This window comes from Bacillus cereus group sp. MYBK139-1 (assembly GCF_051916915.1).
Taxonomy (GTDB): domain Bacteria; phylum Bacillota; class Bacilli; order Bacillales; family Bacillaceae_G; genus Bacillus_A; species Bacillus_A pacificus.
In genome coordinates, this window is the sequence record NZ_JBQAHO010000001.1 from 492,433 (window position 1) to 514,661 (window position 22,229).

Here is a 22,229-nt window from a genome sequence, read left to right on the forward strand (position 1 = left end):
AAAATTATATACAATATGTTATTGAAAATTAAGAAAATAAGCAAGATAAAAACCTTACAAATTTTAGCGTGTTATATGGTATAGTGAGAAAGTATGTTTGGGGAGAAGGAAGGAGATTATACGATGAATACACATACTCAAACTCCTTCATTATCGGAAACGATGAAAGAGTGGCATTATGCATTAGCGTATGAAATTAAACATTGGAAAACGATAGGTGGTAGTAAAATTTCTATCATAAACGGTCGTTTTTTATATACAGATTATGAAAGTACAGTATACGTATTTCAGCTTATTTCGGAAGTAAGCTTACCTGAAGGTTCACCGATTCGAATTGAGTTCGATGGTGAGGAAGCGACAGGGGAAGTATTATCTGTACATGGATTAGAAATAGAATTGAAATTAAATGATTATATACAAGGCGAAATAAGAGAAGCGGTTTTATATAGTGAACCGTGGCAATTGTTAGAGCAGCTGCAAGAGCGATTAAAAGAGGCACGTAAAGATAAGTTAAAACGTAATCGTATAAAGCGTCTTGTTGACGGGACGAGTAGTCCGAAACATATTGAGAAGATGAAAAATCCGAAAAATGAATTGGCGTATCGTTCGTTTTACAATCCAACAACGTACGTATGGGGACCACCGGGAACAGGAAAGTCTTACAACTTATCACGTATTATTTCGGCGCATTATCAAAAAGGAAAATCGGTACTTGTATTAGCTCATAGTAATGCGGCAGTAGACGTATTAATGAGCGAAGTAACGAAGCAAATTGAAAAGAAAAAGAAATGGACCCCTGGCGAAATTGTTCGTTACGGTTATAGCCAGCATGAACATATACGAAATCATGAAACGTTACTTGCATCGAAGTTAGTTGAAACGACGAATGGATCTTGGGGAGAAGAAAGACTCTATTTAGAAGAAACACGCCAAGAGCTTCGTGAAAAGATTTTATCATATAAAGCGACGTCTGCTGATAAGAAGCGTATACAAGAGATTGAAAGTGATCTTCGAAAGCAAAAAGCGAAAATTAAAGAAGTAGAAAAAGAATACATTGAAAATGCGAAAGTAATCGGCGCAACTTTATCGAAATGTGCCATTGATTCATTGATTTATGAGCGTACATTTGATTTAGTTGTTGTAGATGAAGTAAGTATGGCATATGTTCCGCAAATTGCATTAGCTGCTTCACTTGGAAAACGCATCGTCGTATGTGGTGATTTTTTACAGTTACCTCCAATTGCGATGGCGAACCATGAACTCGTTCGAAAATGGCTTGGGGAAGATATGTTTTACCATGCCGGGATTGTTGAGTCTGTTAATAAATCAGAAGCACACCCGAACCTGTTTATGCTGCAGGAACAAAGACGTATGCATGCGGATATATCTAAGTTTACAAACTCGTTTATTTATAAAAATAGAGTATACGATCATCCGTCTGTTTCAGACCGTAAAGAACTTGCGCAATTGCAACCATTCGCAAATGAGGCGAGTGTTTTATTTGATACGAGTCTAATGGGCGCCTTTTCGTTAAAAGACGCTGCTTCAGGTTCTCGTTTTAATATTATGTCTGGTTTAGTAGCGATGCAAATGATGTTAATCGGACTGTTAGACGGTGTTCAATCGATCGGTGTTGTTACACCTTACAGGGCACAATCCCGCTTTTTATCAACGTGTATGAGAGAAATGTTGCAAAAAACGAAGTATCGTCACATACCTGTTTTAGCAGCAACGGTTCATAAGTTCCAAGGTTCTGAAAGAGATATGATGATTTTTGATACAGTGGATAGTTATCCGCAAGAACGACCAGGCGTGTTATTCTTTGACCATAAAAACCATCGCCTCGTCAATGTAGCAGTGACGAGAGCGAGAGGGTAACTAACTGTTACGATTTATTTAACCAATTATAACGAAAGTTAATTAAATATATCAGTAAGCCCTGCTAGTCAAGTGATTGGCTAGTAGTGAGGGTTAACTGCGGGCAATCCCTAAAGCTGATTGAACTACAACGTGGCTAGAAATAGCGAGCGTGAATGTCGCGAAAGCAGAAAAAATCAATCAGATGGTGCAAGGTTAAATCCTAAACACTAGAACAATGGGTCTTCCGCCTCGAATCATCTAAGTCAAAAGTGATAAGATGAACGTTCAACGACTATCTCGTATAACTGGCGAGAGTACATCACAAGCCTATGGTGATGGAAAAATCCTCTATCTCTAAAGAGATAAACATATAGTCTGCGCTCATGTGAAAACATGAGAAGTTCATAAGAGAACTGGCTAAGGAATTGCGCCCTTAGTTGAACGAGATAAACTTAATTAAATCTATCAAACTTCCTTGAAAATACAGAACATACGTGCTATGTTAGATTCAATGAGGTAAGAATAATAATGGAATTTTTACGAGTTAGTCAAGTATCGGAATTAACAGGTTTGTATCCCAGTAGTCTTAGAAGAATACTGGTGGAACACGCTACGATTCAGAAGAACAAATCTTTCATTAAAGGAGTTACATTCTGATGATATTGGCGAAGAAAGTTAGACTGATTCCAACGCCTGAACAAGAAAAAGTGCTGAGAAACCATGCTGATGCTGCAAGGTTTGCTTATAACTATTGTAAAAGAATGAGTGATAGATACTATAAGCTATTTGGAAAATCTGTTTCACAGTTAGCTTTACAGAAACGATTTACAAAGATCAAGAAGCGAAAGAGATATGAGTGGTTAAAAGGCATTAATGCACAAGTGCCCAAACAGGCTTCAAAAGATTTTGATATGGCGAGAAAAAATTCGTTCAAAAAGTACAAAAATGGTTATCACACTTCTTATAAATCCAAAAAAGATGTAATCCAAGGATTTTATGCCAATTATGAAAGACTGGTTATAGGAAAGAAAGTCGTTCATATTCAGTCCATTGGGGAAGTGAAAACAAGCCAACAACTACCAAGAAATAAAAAACCATCCAATCCAAGAGTTACATTTGATGGTCGTCACTGGTGGATTAGTGTAGGATTCCAAGAAGATTTTGAATCCCAAGAACTAACCAATGAGTCGATTGGTGTGGATGTTGGTTTAAAAGAGCTGTTTGTGGCTTCTAATGGTATGAAAGAACGAAATATAAACAAAGATGCCAAGGTTAAAAAGCTTTTGAAAAGGAAAAAGTCAGCACAAAGAGATATGTCTAGGAGATTTAAAAAAGGTGTAAAAATTCAATCTGCCGGATATGAAAAAGCGAAAGCTGAACACCTGCGGTTATCTAGGAAAATTACGAATATCCGAAATAACCATATCCATCAAGCAACAGCTAAATTGGTGAAAACCAAACCAATGAGGATTGTTGTGGAAGACTTACCTATCTCAAACCTGTTAAAAAACAAAAAACTATCGAAGGCACTTTCCTTTCAAAAATTAAACTTCTTTTTTCAATGTTTGTCATACAAGTGCGAGAAGTACGGCATTGCGTATGAAAAAGCTGATAAATGGTTCGCCTCAAGCAAGATTTGCTCATGTTGCGGCGTAAAATACGACCATTCAGTTCAACCAGAAGGACAGTGGAGTTTAAAAATACGTGAGTGGTGTTGTGCTTCATGCAATAGCCATCATGATAGGGATGTAAATGCTGCGATAAATTTATCAAGATGGGTAAAATAAATGCTTGATAATAGGAGGTAACGATACTGCCTCGTGTGGAGTGTTATACCCCTCGTCCCTTTGGGGTTGCGAGAACACGATGAAGCACTAACTTGTGTAAATTTGATTGAATTGTATAGATTTAGTTAAGTTTATCGTATCGGAAGTTCATTCAACTATCAGATTGTCATTATATGCGTAAAAACCTTTCGAGAAAACAAGCGTTATCACAATTAACAGCTCATATAGAACGTCACGGAGATGTGTATGATCGTACGACATCAAGACAATTATGGGAGCGGAAAATTTCGAAACGTTTACGCTGGTTTATGGAAATGAATCTTGAAGAGCCAAAAGGTTTATTGAAAGATATTTTAGCTGCAAAACGAAAGATTATTATTTCACTTCCAAGCACAAAGCAAGTGGATAAGCGAGTATGGCAAGCATTAATGCGTACAAATGCGCAAATAACAGTGTATAGTGATGGACCAGTTCCACTGAAAAATGTAAAGTTACAAAGGCAAAATAAAGCATTCCCGTTTATCGTAATCGATGATGAAATCTTTTGGGCAGGCGCACCACTCACATCTCAAATGATGTTTGAAGGTAGTACGGAATTCCCGTACGTATGTGCGAGACTGCAAGCACCTGAGACAATTGGTGTATTAAAAGGATTTTTAGATATCCGGTAAATTCGGATAGGAATTCCTTGACTTTTATTTAAAATGAACTTAGAATGAATGTAATTTAATATAATTTTATGAAAATTCTTATCACGAGAGGTGGAGGGACTGGCCCTATGATACCTCGGCAGCGGATTCGTTATGAATACTGTGCCAATTCCAGCAAGGTAACTTGAAAGATAAGAAAGAAGCTCATTTTGACTGTATATGCAGAAGCCTCTTTCTATCTTTTAGAAAGAGGCTTTTTTATGTGAAAATATAAGGGGGAAGAAAAATGGGAGCGACAGGAGTAACGTCACAAAGAAAAACAATTGAAGAGAGTATTGAAAGAAATAAGGAAAAGTACATAGAAACAAGTCACGATATTCATGCGAATCCGGAGATTGGTAACCAAGAGTTTTACGCATCAAGAACGTTGAGTTTATTGCTAGGGAGTGCAGGATTTCAGCTGCAGCACAATATAGCTGGACATGAAACGGGATTTATCGCGCGAAAAAGCTCTGGAAAACAAGGACCAGCAATCGCATTTTTAGCGGAGTATGACGCTTTGCCAGGACTAGGCCATGCGTGTGGTCACAACTTAATCGGCACAATTAGCGTTGCGGCAGCAATTGCATTATCAGAAACGCTTGAAGAAATTGGGGGAGAAGTTGTCGTGTTTGGAACACCAGCTGAAGAAGGAGGACCGAACGGTAGCGCAAAATCGAGTTATGTAAAGGCGGGTTTATTTAAAAACATTGATGCGGCGCTTATGATTCATCCGAGTGGGAAAACAGCGACAACGAGTCCTTCACTAGCAGTCGATCCACTTGATTTTCATTTTTACGGAAAAACAGCTCATGCTGCAGCTTCACCTGAAGAAGGAATTAACGCATTAGATGCGGTGATTCAGCTGTACAACAGTATTAACGCACTTCGCCAACAACTTCCGTCAGATGTGAAGATTCATGGTGTTATTACAGAGGGCGGAAAAGCACCTAACATTATTCCTGACTACGCCGCAGCAAGATTCTTCATCCGTGCAGCGACGCGAAAAAGATGTGCGGAAGTAACAGAAAAAGTAAAAAATATTGCTCAGGGAGCAGCGTTAGCAACAGGCGCAAAAGTGAAAATCCATCAATTCCAAAATGAAATCGATGAACTACTCGTAACAAAAACATTTAATGAAGTCGTAGCCGAAGAACTAGAATTACAAGGTGAAGACGTAAATCGGAAAGAAAGATTTGGCATCGGCTCAACAGATGCAGGAAACGTAAGCCAAGTCGTACCGACCATTCATCCGTACATTAAAATCGGCCCAGATGACTTAATTGCACATACGAATGAATTTAGAGAAGCAGCACGTTCAGAATTAGGAGACAAAGCATTAATTACATCCGCAAAAGCATTAGCAAATACGGCGTATCGATTAATTACGGAAGAAGGGCTGTTAGAGAAGGTGAAGGAGGAGTTTAGAGAGGCCCAGAGGAATCAGGGGTAGGTGATTGAAAGGAGTGGATGTTCCACTCCTTTTTCTCTTAACAATAGCTATGTGTTTTCCAGTAAAACTAGTATGTTTAATTAATTTAATAATTTTTTATAATCGTAAGCCATTTAACATAACAAGAATTGTTCTTCCCATAAAAGCCCGATTGGTGAGGCTGATAATCAGTGGGGGATGAAGCCCCCCCACTGATTAAAGTTTCACTTTATTTGAAGAATAGTGTAGTTAATAAACAGAAGCATACTAAAAAAGAACATTGACTTTTCAATGTTCTTTTTTAGTGCCCTTACGAAGGAGAGATTTTCACTATTAGCGGGCAACCAATATGAGAACGAAAAATTCTCTTCAAAAAAGAATGGGATAAGATTGGAGCATACTTATTATAACTTAACGAAGTATTTCATTTAACTAGATTGAAATAGAGTTTCTATATTCTGAATGTTTGATATTATTAGTTTATTACATACTTTTCCTATTTATAATGGTATAGTAAAATATAGTAAAAAGAGAGGGGATTAGTATGGCGATAATTGGAATTGATTTAGGGACAACTAATAGTTTAGTAGCAACATGGTCGGAAGATGGTGCAACACTTATTCCAAATGTTTTAGGTGAATTTCTCACACCATCGGTAGTTAGCGTTGATGAAACGGGGGAAATTTTAGTTGGGCGTATTGCGAAAGAGCGACTAATTACTCATCCACAACTAACAGCAGCAACTTTTAAACGTTTTATAGGAACAGAGAAAAAATATGAGCTGGGTACATATACTTTTTCATCTGAAGAGTTATCATCTTTTGTTATTAAATCTTTAAAACAAGACGCAGAAGCGTATTTAAATGAAGAGGTTACCGGTGCTGTAATTAGTGTCCCTGCCTATTTCAATGATACGCAGAGAAAGTCAACGAAACGTGCAGCGGAAATAGCAGGATTAACAGTAGAACGCCTCATTAGTGAACCGACAGCTGCGGCAATTGCTTATGGCTTATACCAAGAACAATCAGAAACAAAATTTCTCGTATTTGATTTAGGTGGAGGAACTTTTGATGTTTCCATTTTGGAATTGTTTGAAGGGATAATGGATGTAAAATCTATTGCGGGTGATAATTATCTTGGTGGTGAAGATTTCACGAAAAGTTTAATGACCTTCTTCTTAGAATCCCATCAACTGGATCCAGAGTCGCTTGATTCAAAAACATTATCATTAATTTATACACAAGCAGAACGCTGTAAGCTTGCTTTGTGTAATGAGTCAACTGCAACTATGAATGTTGTGATTCATAATCAAACATATGAAACAAGTATAAATAGGGGTGAATTCGAAAAGATTGTAACGCCGCTACTGTTACGTCTTCGTTATCCGATTGAACGTGCTCTTCGTGATGCTTCGTTAAACCCGAATGATTTAGACGCTGTCATTTTAATTGGTGGAGCGACTCGTATGCCTCTTGTGAAATCTGTTATTTCTAAAATGTTTGGGCGTATGCCTTATGCAAATATAAATCCAGATGAAACAGTTGCTTTAGGTGCTGCAATTCAAGTTGCCTTAAAAGAACGAAATAAGGCTTTAGAAGAAGTGATTTTAACCGATGTCTGTCCATATTCTTTAGGAACAAGTGTTGTTCAAGAATTTGGAGATGGTAAGTCAGAGTCTGGGTACTTCTTCCCTATTATAGAGAGAAATACACCAATTCCTGTAAGTAAGGTGGAGCGACTCTATACAGTAAAGGATAAACAACAATTTATAACTATTGATGTATATCAAGGAGAAAACCGTAAGGTAGTAAATAATTTAAAACTGGGTGAGCTCAAAATTAAGATTCCTCCTGCTCCTGCTGGAAATGAGTCGGTTGATATTCGTTATACATACGACATTAATGGCATTCTTGAAGTTGAGGTAATAAGTACATCAACTGGAGAAAAGAAAAGAACGATCATACAGCAAAACGCTGGAAATCTTACAGATGCAGAAATAGAAAAGAGACTTTTAGAGTTAAGACATATTAAAATTCATCCGAGAGATAGAGAAGAAAATCGACTTCTTCTTGCAAAGTGCGAAAGGCTTTATGAAGAGTTACTTGGTGATGAACGCAAAAAGATTTCTATATTACTGCAACAATTTGAGAGCGTGCTTACAACGCAAAATGATAAAAAGATTAAAGAAGCTTCCAGTATATTAAAAGAACATATTGAAAGTATGGAAAGGTGGGCAAATCGCTAATGAGTATTTGGAATACATTGGAGATTGAACCTACTGACAATATTTCAGTCATTAAAAAAGCTTATGCAAAACTCCTGAAAATACATCATCCAGAAGATGATCCAGAAGGATATCAAAAATTAAGAGAAGCGTTTGACGAGGCAGTGAAAAGTGCGAAAAATATGAAAGATAAGCCGTCGATTCAAATAGATGATATGAATGCTCTTGATAGGGAACATGTATTTTCTCCATGGACTGACAGTGATGCGGAAATTGCTACTACTACAATTACTGAGCATCCAGTCTATACATTCATGGAAAGTGTTGAGACGCTTTATGATAATTTCTTTGCACGGATAGAGCAGGGGAATTGGGAGGAAATATTGCGTTCAGATGTGATATGGGACGTTCAATATGCAGCAGCACTACAAGATCAGTTAATTGAATTTTTCTTATATCATTATCACTTCCCACATTCGATTTGGGAATTAATCGATCAAGTATTTCGATTCAGCGAGCAAAGAAATGATTTAGTAAATGAATATGGAGAAAATACAATTCAATTTTTATTAGAAAGAATTAGCGGCGAAAAAGAAATGCGTTATGATATTTTTGAAAAAACTGCTGATTTAGATTTTGAGTTGTATTTCTATATACGAGAAGAAATACAAAGGAAACTGATAGCGAATGAATTAGAAGATGTAAAAGAAGAACTGGATCGTGCGTTTGCAATGTATCAAAGGGACCCTGAATTATTACGTATGCAAGGTATTTATTATTTACGTATAGACAATAAGGAGAAGGCATTACAAGCATTTAGCAATATTCTGTTGATTGATAAAGACGACCCAGATGCATTATTATATCGTGCCCGTATTCAGCATAATCTTGGGCAATTTCACGATGCTATCAAAGATTGTGAACATCTTCTTTCTGTCTACCCAGAGCATATGGATGCGATGTTCATGATGACAAAATGCTTAGAAAAAGCGGGAGAAATAGAGAAAGCTGAAAAAATAGTGCAGGATGCTTTTCAAATAGATAGGAACCATGTTGAGTTTCTATCATATTTCAATTCGTTTTTGGCACAAAGCGGAAAGAAACCAAATAAACCAGAGGTTACAATGGCTTATGTATTTGGTTGGATATTGATGTATAGTGGCATGTTTTTAAGACGTACTTGGGTGTATATTTTATTTTTTATTCTTGCTATTATTACGCGATTACCTTTCAAATATATCCTTCTTCTTCCGGTTGTTTGGGAAGCGTGGAAGTTTTATAGACTGAAAATCAAAATGTAAGGAGGAGCTTAGGTGTTCGTTTCAAGAAAGAAAAAACAGGTAAAACAATATTTACGAAGCATGTCTACTATATGTATGGGTACTTATTTTCTTATTCATTATTTTACAAAATATGAATTTACATTTATAAGAGACCGTATACTTGGGAAAAAGTTTTTGAAGAAACAATTACAAAAATTTGATTGTAACGAACCAGCACAATTGAAAGAAATGATTGAGTGGTTATTAACAGAAGGATCACGCCAAGAATTTCAAACGATGTACAATCAATTAACCCCTCTTTCAGAAGCACAGCGAAAACTATTACTTCCAAGACAATCAAATGATGAAAAAATGTACGTTGTGAATTACTCATTGCACATGTTACCTGATGCTGGGATTGCTGCATTTGATTATGCATGGTGTATTTGTTTAAGTCGAATTGGTAAAAGATTAGGTTATTTATCTAAAAAAGAAGCGGAACATTATATGATACAAGCGGCAAAACTTGCTCAAAGCTCCTATTCAGATTGGCATGAGTACTTTCTTGCTTTTCATATCGGTAGTCACTTTAATAAATTGGACATAGAGTTCATAAGCAAAGATAAATACAATATTTTTTACACACTAGGTATGTTTAGAGTTAAAGATTCTTATGTGCATACAATTGCATGGAAAAATGACCTCCTTACAGATATGAAGGAAGGATAATGTTTGAGAGGAAAGCCTTACAATTGGAAAGTATGATATTAAGATTGATGATAAATACTACTTCACCAGATGAAGAAGTAGTATTATGGTTGTTTGAAAATCTAAATGTAGTTCCATAACAGTGTCTTATGTTAAAGCAATAGAGAAATGAGAAGGTGTTTCAAAGAGTCTTCGGTTAGAGTTGATACTTCTTATTTCGTATAAAAATAGTACGTTATCCTATTTACGAGAACCATAGTAAGGATAAGGTACTATTTTTTCTGTTATGTAATTATATTGAAATATAATGATGTATTTGGAAGAGACTACAGATGTATTCTCTATAAGATGTGAAAGAAGAGGAGGTTATATTAATCGAAAAAAATTGATATATTAGTTGCATAAAGAACTCACCAGCCTATATACTATAAATATCAAAAAAAATTGATGAAGGGAGAGTGAACTACAGTGGCACAAAATTTCCAGCTCTATGAGAAAAAATTCAAAGCATTAGCGGATCAAAAGCGTTTAGAAATCATGTATGAACTTTGTCAGAGAGGCCAAACGTGTGTATGTGATTTAACAGAGATTTTTGAAATGACACAATCTAAGTTGTCCTATCATTTAAAGATTTTATTAGATGCAGGTTTGATTGTAAAAGAAACAAAAGGTACGTGGAGTTATTATGATTTAAATGATGCGGAAGTGAATAATTTATTATCAGAAGAATTGTGCTGTATCTTTAGAAAAACAGGAAAAGGTAGCTGCTGTTAAAATTTTGCGCTATTAATCAAAAAAAATTGATTAATGATATGTAAAGAGGAGGAATAAGGTATGAGATATGTTCACGTTGGTATAAATGTTACGAATTTAGAGAAGTCTATTGAGTTTTACGAAATGGTATTTGGTGTATCGCCAGTTAAGGTGAAAACGGATTATGCAAAATTTTTATTAGAGACGCCAGGACTTAATTTTACGCTGAACGTACGAGATGAAGTGAAGGGAAATCAGGTAAATCATTTCGGTTTCCAAGTGGATACAGCTGAAGAAATTACATTACATAAAGAAAGATTAGAAAAAGAAGGTTTCTTTGCGCGTGATGAGATGGATACGACTTGTTGCTATGCAGTACAAGATAAGTTTTGGGTAACAGACCCTGATGGGAATGAGTGGGAATTCTTTTATACGAAAGCACATAGTGATGTTCACAAAATTGAAGAGTCATCATGTTGCACGACTGCAAATGAGGTAGCTAAAAATTCTTGTTGTTAATAGGAGATGGAAAATAAAATGAAACGCTTATCTTTTCTAGACCGATATTTAACACTATGGATTTTTCTAGCGATGGCTGTTGGGATTGGTTTAGGGTTTGTATTCCCTAGTGTAGTAGACGGACTGAATACATTACAAGTTGGAACGACGTCTATTCCACTTGCTGTTGGTTTAATTGTCATGATGTATCCACCATTAGCGAAAGTTCGCTATGAGGAAATGGGCCGAGTATTTAAAGATGTTAAAGTGTTAGTTTTATCTTTAGTACAAAACTGGATTATTGGTCCGGTACTTATGTTTGTGTTAGCAATTATTTTTCTTCCTGATAAACCAGAATACATGGTCGGTCTCATTATGATTGGATTAGCACGTTGCATTGCAATGGTAATTGTTTGGAACGATCTTGCCGATGGAGATAAAGAGTATGCGGCAGGTTTAGTCGCTTTTAATTCGGTATTCCAAATGCTCTTTTTCTCGGTTTATGCATACGTATTTGTAACAGTCATTCCAGAATGGTTAGGGATTGAAGGGGCTATTGTCGATATTACAATGATAGAAGTAGCGAAATCAGTATGTATCTATTTAGGAATTCCTTTTATAGCAGGTATGTTGACACGCTTTGTACTCGTTAAGTTAAAAGGAAGAGAGTGGTATGAAAAGGTGTTTATACCGAAGATTAGTCCACTTACACTACTTGCATTGCTATTTACAATCATCGTTATGTTCTCTTTAAAAGGAGAGATGATTGTTAGCGTGCCACTAGATGTAGTAAGAATAGCGGTTCCGTTATTAATCTATTTTATTGTAATGTTTTTCGTTTCTTTCTTTATGGGAAAAAAAATTGGTGCAAACTATCCGGTGACTACAACGTTAGCATTTACAGCAGGTAGTAATAACTTTGAGTTAGCGATTGCTGTAGCAGTTGGTGTGTTTGGTATTCATTCAGGCGCAGCGTTCGCAGCTGTGATCGGACCGTTAGTTGAAGTCCCTGTCATGATTGCACTTGTAAACGTCGCTTTTTGGTTTAAGCGTAAATATTTTAATGATCAACCAGTATAATTTAAAAACAAAGGCGGAAAACAACATGGAAAATAAAAAGACAATCTATTTCTTATGTACAGGAAATTCATGCAGAAGCCAAATGGCAGAAGCATGGGGGAAACAATATTTAGGGGATAAGTGGAATGTGTATTCTGCGGGAATCGAAGCACATGGAGTGAATCCAAATGCCATTAAAGCAATGAACGAAGTAAATATCGACATAACAAATCAAACATCAGATATAATTGATGCAAACATTTTAAATCGTGCTGATTTAGTCGTTACGCTTTGTAGTCATGCGGATTCTGTTTGTCCATCTACTCCGCCGGATGTGAATCGTGTTCATTGGGGATTTGATGATCCAGCAGGAAAAGAATGGTCTGAGTTTCAGCGGGTTCGTGATGAAATTGGTGAACGTATAAAGCGATTCTCTGAAACAGGGGAGTAAATAAAGGAAAGAGTCAACTCAATCGAGTAGGCTCTTTTTTATGTACTATGAAACTTCAAAATAGAACGGTATGACGGCAGTAGAATGTGTAATAAACGTGGATTTAATCACGAAAAAAACGACTCCATTCACGTTTTTCAGGTTATCTGATGTATAGGTGAATTTTTTGAGAAAAAAATGTTTATAAAAAGCCTTGAAATATTCTGAAAATTAAATTATTATTATCCATGTAAACTACTAAGTAATCGTTTACATGGATGAAATAAGGGTTTAAACAAAACTGAAGTAAACGATTTCTTGAAAACTAAGAAAGAGTGATGAAATGGCAAAGTCTACAATTAAAGATGTTGCAATGGAAGCGAATGTGTCTACAGCTACAGTATCTCGAGTGTTAAACGAAAGTGGATTTGTAAGTGACGACATTAAAGATCGTGTTTTTTTAGCTGTGAAAAAGCTTAATTATCAACCAAATGCGATTGCTAGAAGTTTAAAGCAAGATAAAACATACACGATTGGTGTTGTGATTCCGGATATCACAAATCATTATTACATGACAATTTCAAAGGCGATTGAAGATATTGTGCAGCAAAAGGGCTATAACCTTATTTTTTGTAGCAGTCATGAAAATCCTAAAAAAGAGGATAAATTGTTGCAGCTACTAGTGGAACAACGGGTAGATGCGATTGTGTTGGCGACTGCTGGAGGTTGTGAAGAAAGAGTAAGAAGTATTCATCAGGCTGGTGTACCAATCGTTTTAGTTGATCGGACTGTTGAAATTGGAGATTCAAAATTAGATTCGGTTGTAGAAAGTAATTTTGAAAGTGCTTATACATTAACGAGCTATCTTTTACAACAGGGGCATCGATCGATTGGTCTTGTAAATGGACTGTTAAACGTTAGTACAGGTAAAGAGCGCTATGAAGGATTTCAGAAAGCTTTGGAAGAGTTTGGGATTCAAGAAGATGAAAACTATACGTTTAATAGCACTTTCACAAGAGAAGGTGGTATGAAAGCAGTTGATTATTTTCTGAATTTCACTGAGAAACCGTCAGCTATTCTATCTTTGAACAATGAAATGGCATTTGGTGTTCTTCTTGAATTAACGAGGAGGGGTTACTCTGTACCAGAGGACATCGTGATTGCTTCTTTTGGTGATGTGGAAGCAGCACAATTATTACGAGCGCCTGGGATTATATCAGTCGCTCACAAACCATATGAAATGGGAGAAAGGGTAGGTGATATATTACTGAAACGTTTAAATAATGAAGAAGGTCCCTTTCATGAAATATTTACACCGAAGTTATTAATAGATGCACAAAGTGTAAGTAGTTGATACGTATTTTCGTTAAGTTAAAAATCGGAAGGGAGATAGAAATGCTAAAAGGAATACCGAAAATAATTAGTCCGGATTTAATGAAAGTTCTTTTAGAAATGGGGCATGGGGATGAGATTGTTTTAGCGGATGGCAATTTCCCTGCTGCCTCTTGCGGGACGAAGCTCATTCGATGTGAAGGTCATGGGGTTCTTGAAGTATTACAGGCGATTTTAAAATTTTTTCCACTCGATACGTATAGCGATCATTCCGTTTCATTAATGAAGGTTGTAAAGGGGGATCATGTATCCCCCTCCATTTGGGAAACGTATGATGCAGCAATTAAAAAATATGATACTCATTTTGATGGTTTTGAGATGATTGACCGCTTTGCATTTTATGAGAGGGCAAAGAAGGCGTATGCAATTGTTGCAACGAGTGAAAGTGCTCTCTATGCCAATATGATTTTGAAAAAGGGCGTGGTTACGGATTAACGCATGATGAAACTAATATATTATTTCATTAAAAATTTGATAGGGTAGTAGGTGATAGGATGAGTGAATTGCTACTGAAGATGGAGGGAATTAGTAAATCATTCCCTGGAGTGCAAGCGCTTTCTAATGTGCGATTTGAATTAGAAAAAGGCGAAGTTCACGCACTGTTGGGTGAGAATGGAGCTGGAAAATCTACATTAATGAAAATTTTAACAGGGATCTATCAAAGAGATGCTGGAACGATTGCGTACGAAGGAAAAGAAATAGAGGTTCCGGATACAAAAGTAGCACAAAGACTTGGAATCAGCATTATTCATCAGGAACTTAATTTGGCTCCGCATTTAACAGTTGCCCAAAATATTTTTATTGGAAGAGAACCTAAAGGGCTATTTAATCTTTTTTTGGATGAAAAAGAACTCAATAACAAGGCAAAAAAACTATTTGAAAGGTTAAACATTCATCTAGACCCAAGAGAATTGGTAGGCAATTTAACAGTTGCGAAACAACAAATGGTGGAAATCGCTAAAGCTCTTTCTTTTGATTCAAAAGTATTGATTATGGATGAGCCAACCGCAGCTTTAACGGATACTGAAATCGATGCATTATTTGTTATGATTCGGAAATTACGACAAGATGGTGTGGGAATTGTATATATATCGCACCGGATGGAAGAGCTAAAGAAAATTACAGATCGCGTATCGATTATGCGAGACGGTACATACGTAGGAACGATGAACACGAAGGATGCAACGATTGAACAAATTATCTCCATGATGGTTGGAAGAAAAATTGATAACAATCAAAAACCAGAAATGAAAGAGAGAACGAGAGAAAAAGTGTTTGAAGTGAAAAATTTAAAGAGAGGGAACGTGATAAAGGATGTAAGCTTTGAACTGTATAAAGGGGAAATCGTTGGCTTTGCTGGATTGATGGGAGCTGGAAGAACAGAGGTAGCCCGTGCCATATTTGGGGCAGACCCATTAGATTCAGGGGAGATTTTTATTAGAGAAAAAAGACAGAATATTAAAAATCCTTATGATGCAGTACAACATGGAATTGGCTATTTGTCTGAAGATCGAAAACAGTTTGGACTTCTAGTTGGGATGGATGTAAAAACAAATATTGCAATGGCATCGATGAAAGATTATGTAAATCCTTTTGGCTGGATGCGTGTATCTAAGGTGGAACAACAATCTGAAGAACTCATTCAAAGATTACGAATAAAAACACCATCCGGTAATCAATTAGTAAAAAATCTTTCAGGAGGGAATCAACAAAAAGTAGTTATAGGCAAGTGGTTGACTAGAGATTCAGATATCTTAATTTTTGATGAGCCTACTCGTGGTATTGATATCGGCGCAAAAGATGAAATTTATAAGTTACTACATGATTTAGCACAGCAAGGAAAATCTATTATTCTGATTTCTTCGGAACTTCCTGAAATTTTAAGAATCAGTCATCGTGTCATTGTCATGTGTGAAGGCAAAATAACAGGAGAATTGAAAAATGATGAAAAAGCATCGCAAGAAGCGATTATGACTCTTGCAACAAAACGAATGATGTAATGAATAGTAACGGATGATAAAGGAGTGAACAAAAATGGAAATACAAAAGGTAGTCGAACTTCCAGTTGAAGGGAAGATGAGGAAAAGGATAAATTCAAATGCGCTTCAGCAGCTTCTAGCATTTGCAAGTTTAATTGTACTTGTTGTCATTTTTTCAATTGCTTCAGCTAATTTTCTACAATTTGATAACATTATCGGAATCTTTCTATCGACAGCTGTTACAGGCATCCTTGCTTTAGGGGCAACGATGATTATCGTTACAAGTGGAATTGATTTATCCTGTGGAACCGTACTAACCTTGTCTTCGGTTATGACAGGTGTATTTGCTGTCAACTTAGGTTTACCAGTTTGGGTAGCTGTACTCGGAGGTATTTTAATAGGTGCCGTAGTAGGGTTAATTTCTGGAGCTGCAATTGCAAAGTTGAAGATTCCCCCATTTATTGCAACGTTAGCGATGATGATGATCGCGAAAGGATTGGCACTTGTTATTTCGAAAGCCACTCCAATTTATTTCACTTCTATACCAAGCTTTAACAAAATTGCGATGGGTTCTATTATCCCCGGCTTTGCTATTCCGAATGCTGTTTTCATCTTTTTTGGAATGGCTATTTTTGCAAGTTTAATTTTAAATAAAACGATCATCGGAAGGTATACATTTGCACTAGGAAGCAATGAAGAAGCAACTAGGCTTTCTGGAGTGAATGTTGATAAGTGGAAAATCATTATCTATATGCTTGCAGGTGTTTTTACTGGTGTTGCAGGGATTATAATGGCATCTCGTCTAAATTCTGCCCAGCCAGCTTTAGGAGCGGGATATGAATTGGAAGCAATTGCAGCAGTCGTTATCGGAGGAACTTCTTTAAGTGGTGGTAAAGGAACAATTCTTGGTACGGTTATCGGTGCATTGATTATGAGTGTGTTAACAAATGGTCTTCAAATCCTTTCCGTACCGCAAGAGTGGCAAACAGTAGTTGTTGGGGCGGTTATCTTATTAGCAGTTTACGCAGATGTGCTACGAAACAAAAAAGCAAAGAATTAACTACGATACTGTTTTTAAAATAAAACAATATATAGGGGGAGTTTTGGATGAAGAAAGCAAAAAAGGGCATCGTTTTATCGTCAATTCTCGCAATCTCAATGTTTATGGGAGCGTGTTCTTCAAACAATGCAAGCACGGGAAGTAAGGATAGTAATGCTCCTGCAAGGGATGACGGCAAGCGCTATGTTGCGATTATTTCAAAAGGTTTCCAACATCAGTTTTGGCAGGCAGTTAAAAAAGGGGCTGAGCAAGCAGCAGATGAATATAAGGTGACTATTACATTTGTAGGTCCTGAAACGGAAGCGCAAGTTGATAAACAAGTTGAAATGCTCCGTAGCACACTTGATAAAAAACCAGATGCGATTGGTTTTGCGGCATTAGACTCTAAGGCAGCTCTTCCTTTGTTAGAACAAGCAAAAAACAAAAAAATTCCTGTTGTTGCGTTTGACTCAGGTGTTGAGGGAGATATACCCGTAGCAACAGCGGCAACAGATAATAAAGCAGCGGCAGCTCTTGCAGCTGAGAAAATGGCTGGATTAATTGGTGAAAAAGGAGAAGTAGCAGTAGTTGCTCACGACCAGACAAGTAAAACAGGTGTTGAACGCCGAGATGGTTTTGTAAATACAATCAAATCAAAGTATCCAAACATCAAACTTGTTGATATCCAGTATGGTAGCGGCGATCAATTAAAATCGACTGACGCTGCTAAGGCAATTATGCAAGCACACCCAAATGTAAAAGGTATTTTCGGTACAAATGAAGGGTCTGCGATTGGGGTAGTAAATGCTGTTAAAGAATTGAACAAAAAGAGTGTAGTAGTAGTTGGTTTTGACTCTGGAAAACTACAAATTGATGCGATTAAGAGCGGAGTAATGGCAGGTGCGATTACGCAAAATCCAATTGGAATTGGTTATGAAACTGTTAAAGCAGCTGTTGAGAACCTAGATGGGAAACAAGTATCCAAAACAATTGACACTGGTTTCTATTGGTACGATAAAAAGAACATTGATGATCCCAAAATTAAGGAAGTTCTATATCAATAAAATTTAAATCGAAACTAGCGGTGCAAATAAAAGAGAAATTGAGGTGCATACCATTGCCGAGTGTAATAAATGATTTGAAATTATATGCAAATAAGATTGTCCAAACGGGTCTTGTAGTAGGAGCAGGTGGAAATTTAAGTATGAGAGACGAGAATATGATGTATATCTCTCCTAGCGGTTTTGATTTGCAAGAGATAGAAGACCACGAGTGGGTACGTGTCAATATTGAAACTGGTGAGATATTGGATGATTTAAAACCATCTTCTGAAATATTAATGCATCTGGAATGTTTTCGTAAACGTCCTGATATAACAGCTGTTTTACATGCTCATCCAAGTTATTCGGTAGGTGTATCATGTACGGGTCATACCATTCCAAGTCTATTCCCAGATTTTCCAGCAATGATCAAAAGCGTATCTTATCTTGAATATATGATACCGACTACAGAAGTATTGGCTAACGCTGTATCAAATGTGATTGAAGAAAATGATGTAGTCGTAATGAGGAATCACGGGGTACTTACGGTTGGTAAAACAATGAAAGAAGCATATTTTCTCATGCAAATTCTAGAAGAAGCGGCCAAAGTATATACAATTGCATCGACTGTGGGCGTGCCAAGAATTTTGACAGAGGAAGAATGTCACGAATTAAGAAATCTATCTTCTGAGAAATATAGATTACAACTACTAAAAGATGCGGAGTAATTGAAGTGTTTCCGAGGGGTGTGAAGGAATGGAAAAAGTTTGGGCTTTTGATTTAGGTGCATCTAATGGGCGTTTAATGGTAAGTGGATTTGATGGGAAACGCCTTTATCTTGAAGAAGTTCACCGGTTCTCCAATCGCCCTATTTACGCAACTGGTCATTATTATTGGGATATTTTAAGGATCTTCCAAGAAATGAAGAATGGAATAGGGAAAAGTATTCAAAACGGTCATAAGTCGATCGAAAGTTTATCTATTGATACGTGGGGCGTTGATTTCGGACTTCTTTCTGCAACAGGGGAATTGCTTAGCAATCCTTATTCTTATAGAGATCCGCATACAAATGATAGTTTAAAAGAAATCACGGAAGTCATTCCGAGGGATGTTTTGTTCTCTCGAACGGGGGTCACGCCAGCAGCAATTAATACGATTTGCCAGCTTTATACGATAAAAAAGAATAACCCAGATTTGATAGAAAAGGCAAAAACTCTATTATTAACACCAAACTTATTGAGTTATTTATTTTCCGGCGAAAAGGCGAATGAATATACGATTAGTACAACGACATCATTATTTCACATTCATGAGCGTAATTGGGATACCGCCCTTATGACTAAGTTAAAGCTACCTAAAGAAATCATGGGAAATATTGTGATGCCAGGAACAACTCTCGGTCCGACACTTTCTTCCATTCATAACGAATTTGGCATGAAGCCTGTTAAAGTTATTGCTGGTGCAGGACATGATACAGCCTGTGCTCTTGCCGCACTGCCTATTAAGTCAGAATATTCTGTGTTTATGAGTTGTGGTACATGGATCTTAATGGGAGTTCAAGTGAAGGATCCAGTCATTAATGAACAGGCTTTGGAATGGGGCTTTACAAATGAAGGAACGGCAGATGGCGAGTTTCGGCTACTTAAAAATATTATGGGGTTATGGCTCATTCAAGAATGTAGGGGGACTTGGGCAAAAGAAGGCAAGCTTTTTACTTACGAAGAAGAAGCAACGTTGATTCGAAATACAAAGCCATTTGCACATTTTATAGACCCAGACGATCCTTCTTTCTTCAATCCGGAAAATATGCTAAAACAAATCCGAGATTTCTGTATAAAGAGTGGTCAACAGTCGCCTGAAACGGAAGGGAGTTTCCTCCGCTGTATTTTGGAGAGTCTTTCATTCAAGTACAGATGGGTGTTAGAGAAGCTGGAAGTGTTAACTGGTAAGTCAATAGAAGTCATCCATATGGGCGGCGGTGGCATTCAAAATGATCTTTTTTGTCAATTTACCGCAAATGCGACTAACCGCCCAGTTGTAGCGGGACCAGTTGAAGCGAGTGCGATTGGAAATTCATTATCGCAATGGATTGCGCTAGGGAAAATAAAGGATTTAAAGGAAGGTAGAGAGATTGTTGAAAACTCGTTTCCTGTTAAACATTATCAACCTCAAAACCAATTAGAATGGCAGGAAGCATACGGCCGTTTTATTGAAATAATCGATAATAGTGTAGTAAGAAGGGAGCTTTAAAATGAAAACAGTTCATAATAGATTTTACAATACATTACCGAAAATCGGAATTAGACCAACGATTGATGGCAGAAGAAATGGTGTACGTGAATCCCTTGAAGATATGACGATGAATCTTGCAAAATCGGTAGCAAACTTAATAACTGAAAACTTGCGTCATTACAATGGCGAGGCAGTAGAATGTGTCATCGCTGATACATGTATTGGCGGTGTGGCGGAAGCGGCCAAAGCGGCTGAAAAATTTGCGGTAGAGGGAGTTGGTGTTTCTATTACTGTTACACCATGCTGGTGTTATGGTTCTGAAACGATGGATATGAATCCAGACATTCCAAAAGCAGTATGGGGATTTAATGGAACAGAACGTCCAGGGGCAGTGTATCTTGCAGCTGTCCTAGCTGCCCATAATCAAAAGGGTATTCCAGCTTTCGGCATATACGGGAAAGATGTGCAAGATTTAAGTGATACATCTATTCCTGAAGATGTGCAGGAAAAATTACTTCAATTTGCAAAGTCTGGTCTTGTCGTTGCTACTTTAAAAGGAAAATCGTATCTTTCGATGGGATCTGTATCTATGGGGATTGCCGGTAGTACCGTTAACCCTGAGTTTTTCCAAGATTATTTAGGAATGAGAAATGAATATATTGACATGTCTGAATTTGTTAGAAGGATAGATGAGGAAATTTATGATAAGGAAGAATATGAAAAGGCTTTAAATTGGGTGAAAGAGTATTGCCCAGAAGGTCCAGATAATAATTCGGAAGAAATGCAACGATCGAGGGAGCAAAAGAATAAAGACTGGGAAACTAGCGTTAAAATGACGTTAATTGCAAGAGATCTCATGGTTGGAAATCCGAAACTAGAGGAACTTGGCTCTGGTGAAGAAGCGCTAGGACATAACGCGATTTCTGCTGGTTTTCAAGGCCAGCGTCAATGGACGGATCATTTCCCGAATGGAGATTTTATGGAGACGATTTTAAATTCTTCCTTTGATTGGAACGGAATTCGCCCGCCATACATTATGGCGACTGAAAATGATAGTTTAAATGGAGTTACGATGCTATTTGGTCATTTATTAACAAATACAGCTCAAGTTTTTGCAGATGTAAGAACGTATTGGAGCCCAGAGGCAGTAGAACGCGTGACAGGACATAAACCTGAAGGATTGGCGGCAAATGGATTTATTCATATGATTAACTCCGGTTCGGCTGCACTTGACGGGACAGGACAACAAACGAAAGATGGAAAGCCTGCTATAAAACCATTTTGGGACATTACAGAGGAAGAAGCTCAAAAATGTTTGGCAGCTACTTCCTGGCGACCAGCTTCAACAGGATATTTCCGCGGGGGTGGATTCTCGAGCGATTTCTTAACAAAAGGAAATATGCCTGTAACAGCAGCTCGTCTCAACCTTGTTAAAGGATTAGGACCTGTTTTACAAATTGCAGAAGGCTATACGGTTGAAATACCAGAAGAGATTCACGACATATTGGATGGGAGAACCGATCCAACTTGGCCAACAACTTGGTTTGTGCCAAATATAACAGGAGAAGGTGCCTTTCAAGATGTTTACACAGTAATGAACAATTGGGGTGCCAACCACTGTGTAATAAGTTACGGTCATATTGGCAGTGATTTAATTACTCTTGCTTCCATGCTCCGAATCCCTGTTAATATGCATAACGTCAAGGAGGAGAACATATTCAGACCGAGTGCATGGGGTATGTTCGGTACAAAAGATCCAGAAGCAGCAGATTACCGTGCCTGCCAAAACTTTGGTCCATTATATCATTAATGTAAAAAGTCCCCCTGATCATATGTCGGGGGGTT

Annotated in this window: 17 protein-coding genes, 2 pseudogenes and 1 riboswitch; all 19 genes and pseudogenes read left to right on the forward strand. The window is 37.2% G+C overall.

Going from position 1 to position 22,229, the window contains the following annotated elements; all coding sequences use genetic code 11:
• Window positions 1–93: 93 nt before the first annotated feature.
• A pseudogene (locus tag ACTFRS_RS02520) lies at window positions 94–1,875 on the forward strand (DEAD/DEAH box helicase); the annotation flags it as partial.
• A gap of 641 nt (window positions 1,876–2,516) precedes the next feature.
• Window positions 2,517–3,647 carry an RNA-guided endonuclease InsQ/TnpB family protein gene (locus ACTFRS_RS02525; protein WP_139866061.1) on the forward strand — a complete coding sequence of 377 codons (1,131 nt, stop codon included), beginning with the start codon at window positions 2,517–2,519 and terminating at the stop codon, window positions 3,645–3,647.
• Between the two features lie 143 nt (window positions 3,648–3,790).
• Window positions 3,791–4,318, forward strand: a pseudogene (locus ACTFRS_RS02530) (AAA domain-containing protein); the annotation flags it as partial.
• Window positions 4,319–4,393: 75 nt separating this feature from the next.
• Window positions 4,394–4,495, forward strand: a riboswitch (SAM riboswitch).
• Window positions 4,496–4,583: 88 nt separating this feature from the next.
• Window positions 4,584–5,789, forward strand: a complete 1,206-nt coding sequence (locus ACTFRS_RS02535; RefSeq protein ID WP_139866060.1) for a M20 family metallopeptidase — start codon at window positions 4,584–4,586, stop codon at window positions 5,787–5,789.
• A gap of 523 nt (window positions 5,790–6,312) precedes the next feature.
• Window positions 6,313–8,013, forward strand: coding sequence for a molecular chaperone HscC (gene hscC, locus ACTFRS_RS02540; RefSeq protein ID WP_139866059.1), 1,701 nt, complete (start codon window positions 6,313–6,315; stop codon window positions 8,011–8,013).
• A complete protein-coding gene (locus ACTFRS_RS02545) occupies window positions 8,013–9,293 on the forward strand; it encodes a J domain-containing protein (RefSeq protein ID WP_139866057.1) in 1,281 nt (426 codons plus the stop codon). Before hscC ends, ACTFRS_RS02545 begins: the two co-directional genes overlap by 1 nt.
• 12 nt (window positions 9,294–9,305) lie before the next feature.
• Window positions 9,306–9,983: a DUF1266 domain-containing protein gene (locus tag ACTFRS_RS02550; protein WP_139866056.1), complete on the forward strand. Its 678-nt coding sequence runs from the start codon at window positions 9,306–9,308 to the stop codon at window positions 9,981–9,983.
• 447 nt (window positions 9,984–10,430) lie between these two features.
• Window positions 10,431–10,736: an arsenical resistance operon transcriptional regulator ArsR gene (gene arsR, locus ACTFRS_RS02555; RefSeq protein ID WP_000068188.1), complete on the forward strand. Its 306-nt coding sequence runs from the start codon at window positions 10,431–10,433 to the stop codon at window positions 10,734–10,736.
• Between the two features lie 60 nt (window positions 10,737–10,796).
• Window positions 10,797–11,234, forward strand: coding sequence for an ArsI/CadI family heavy metal resistance metalloenzyme (locus tag ACTFRS_RS02560; RefSeq protein WP_139866055.1), 438 nt, complete (start codon window positions 10,797–10,799; stop codon window positions 11,232–11,234).
• A gap of 18 nt (window positions 11,235–11,252) precedes the next feature.
• Complete coding sequence (gene arsB, locus ACTFRS_RS02565; RefSeq protein ID WP_139866053.1) at window positions 11,253–12,293, forward strand: ACR3 family arsenite efflux transporter; 1,041 nt, start codon at window positions 11,253–11,255, stop codon at window positions 12,291–12,293.
• A 25-nt stretch (window positions 12,294–12,318) separates the two neighbouring features.
• Window positions 12,319–12,723: an arsenate reductase (thioredoxin) gene (gene arsC / locus ACTFRS_RS02570; RefSeq protein ID WP_071728034.1), complete on the forward strand. Its 405-nt coding sequence runs from the start codon at window positions 12,319–12,321 to the stop codon at window positions 12,721–12,723.
• Between the two features lie 322 nt (window positions 12,724–13,045).
• Complete coding sequence (locus tag ACTFRS_RS02575) at window positions 13,046–14,056, forward strand: LacI family DNA-binding transcriptional regulator (protein WP_139866051.1); 1,011 nt, start codon at window positions 13,046–13,048, stop codon at window positions 14,054–14,056.
• A 41-nt stretch (window positions 14,057–14,097) separates the two neighbouring features.
• Window positions 14,098–14,529, forward strand: a complete 432-nt coding sequence (gene fucU, locus ACTFRS_RS02580) for an L-fucose mutarotase (protein ID WP_139866049.1) — start codon at window positions 14,098–14,100, stop codon at window positions 14,527–14,529.
• 59 nt (window positions 14,530–14,588) lie between these two features.
• Window positions 14,589–16,094, forward strand: coding sequence for a sugar ABC transporter ATP-binding protein (locus ACTFRS_RS02585; RefSeq protein ID WP_440024347.1), 1,506 nt, complete (start codon window positions 14,589–14,591; stop codon window positions 16,092–16,094).
• Between the two features lie 34 nt (window positions 16,095–16,128).
• Window positions 16,129–17,133, forward strand: a complete 1,005-nt coding sequence (locus ACTFRS_RS02590; RefSeq protein ID WP_205689045.1) for an ABC transporter permease — start codon at window positions 16,129–16,131, stop codon at window positions 17,131–17,133.
• Window positions 17,134–17,180: 47 nt separating this feature from the next.
• Entirely contained in the window at window positions 17,181–18,176 is a 996-nt protein-coding gene (locus ACTFRS_RS02595) for an ABC transporter substrate-binding protein (protein WP_139866047.1), read from the forward strand.
• A 53-nt stretch (window positions 18,177–18,229) separates the two neighbouring features.
• Window positions 18,230–18,880, forward strand: coding sequence for a class II aldolase/adducin family protein (locus ACTFRS_RS02600; RefSeq protein ID WP_439194856.1), 651 nt, complete (start codon window positions 18,230–18,232; stop codon window positions 18,878–18,880).
• 28 nt (window positions 18,881–18,908) lie between these two features.
• The gene (locus ACTFRS_RS02605; RefSeq protein ID WP_440024345.1) at window positions 18,909–20,402 is read left to right on the forward strand and encodes a rhamnulokinase; all 1,494 of its coding nucleotides are present in this window, start codon (window positions 18,909–18,911) and stop codon (window positions 20,400–20,402) included.
• A 1-nt stretch (window position 20,403) separates the two neighbouring features.
• Window positions 20,404–22,194, forward strand: coding sequence for an L-fucose isomerase (locus ACTFRS_RS02610; protein WP_440024343.1), 1,791 nt, complete (start codon window positions 20,404–20,406; stop codon window positions 22,192–22,194).
• Window positions 22,195–22,229: the final 35 nt, after the last annotated feature.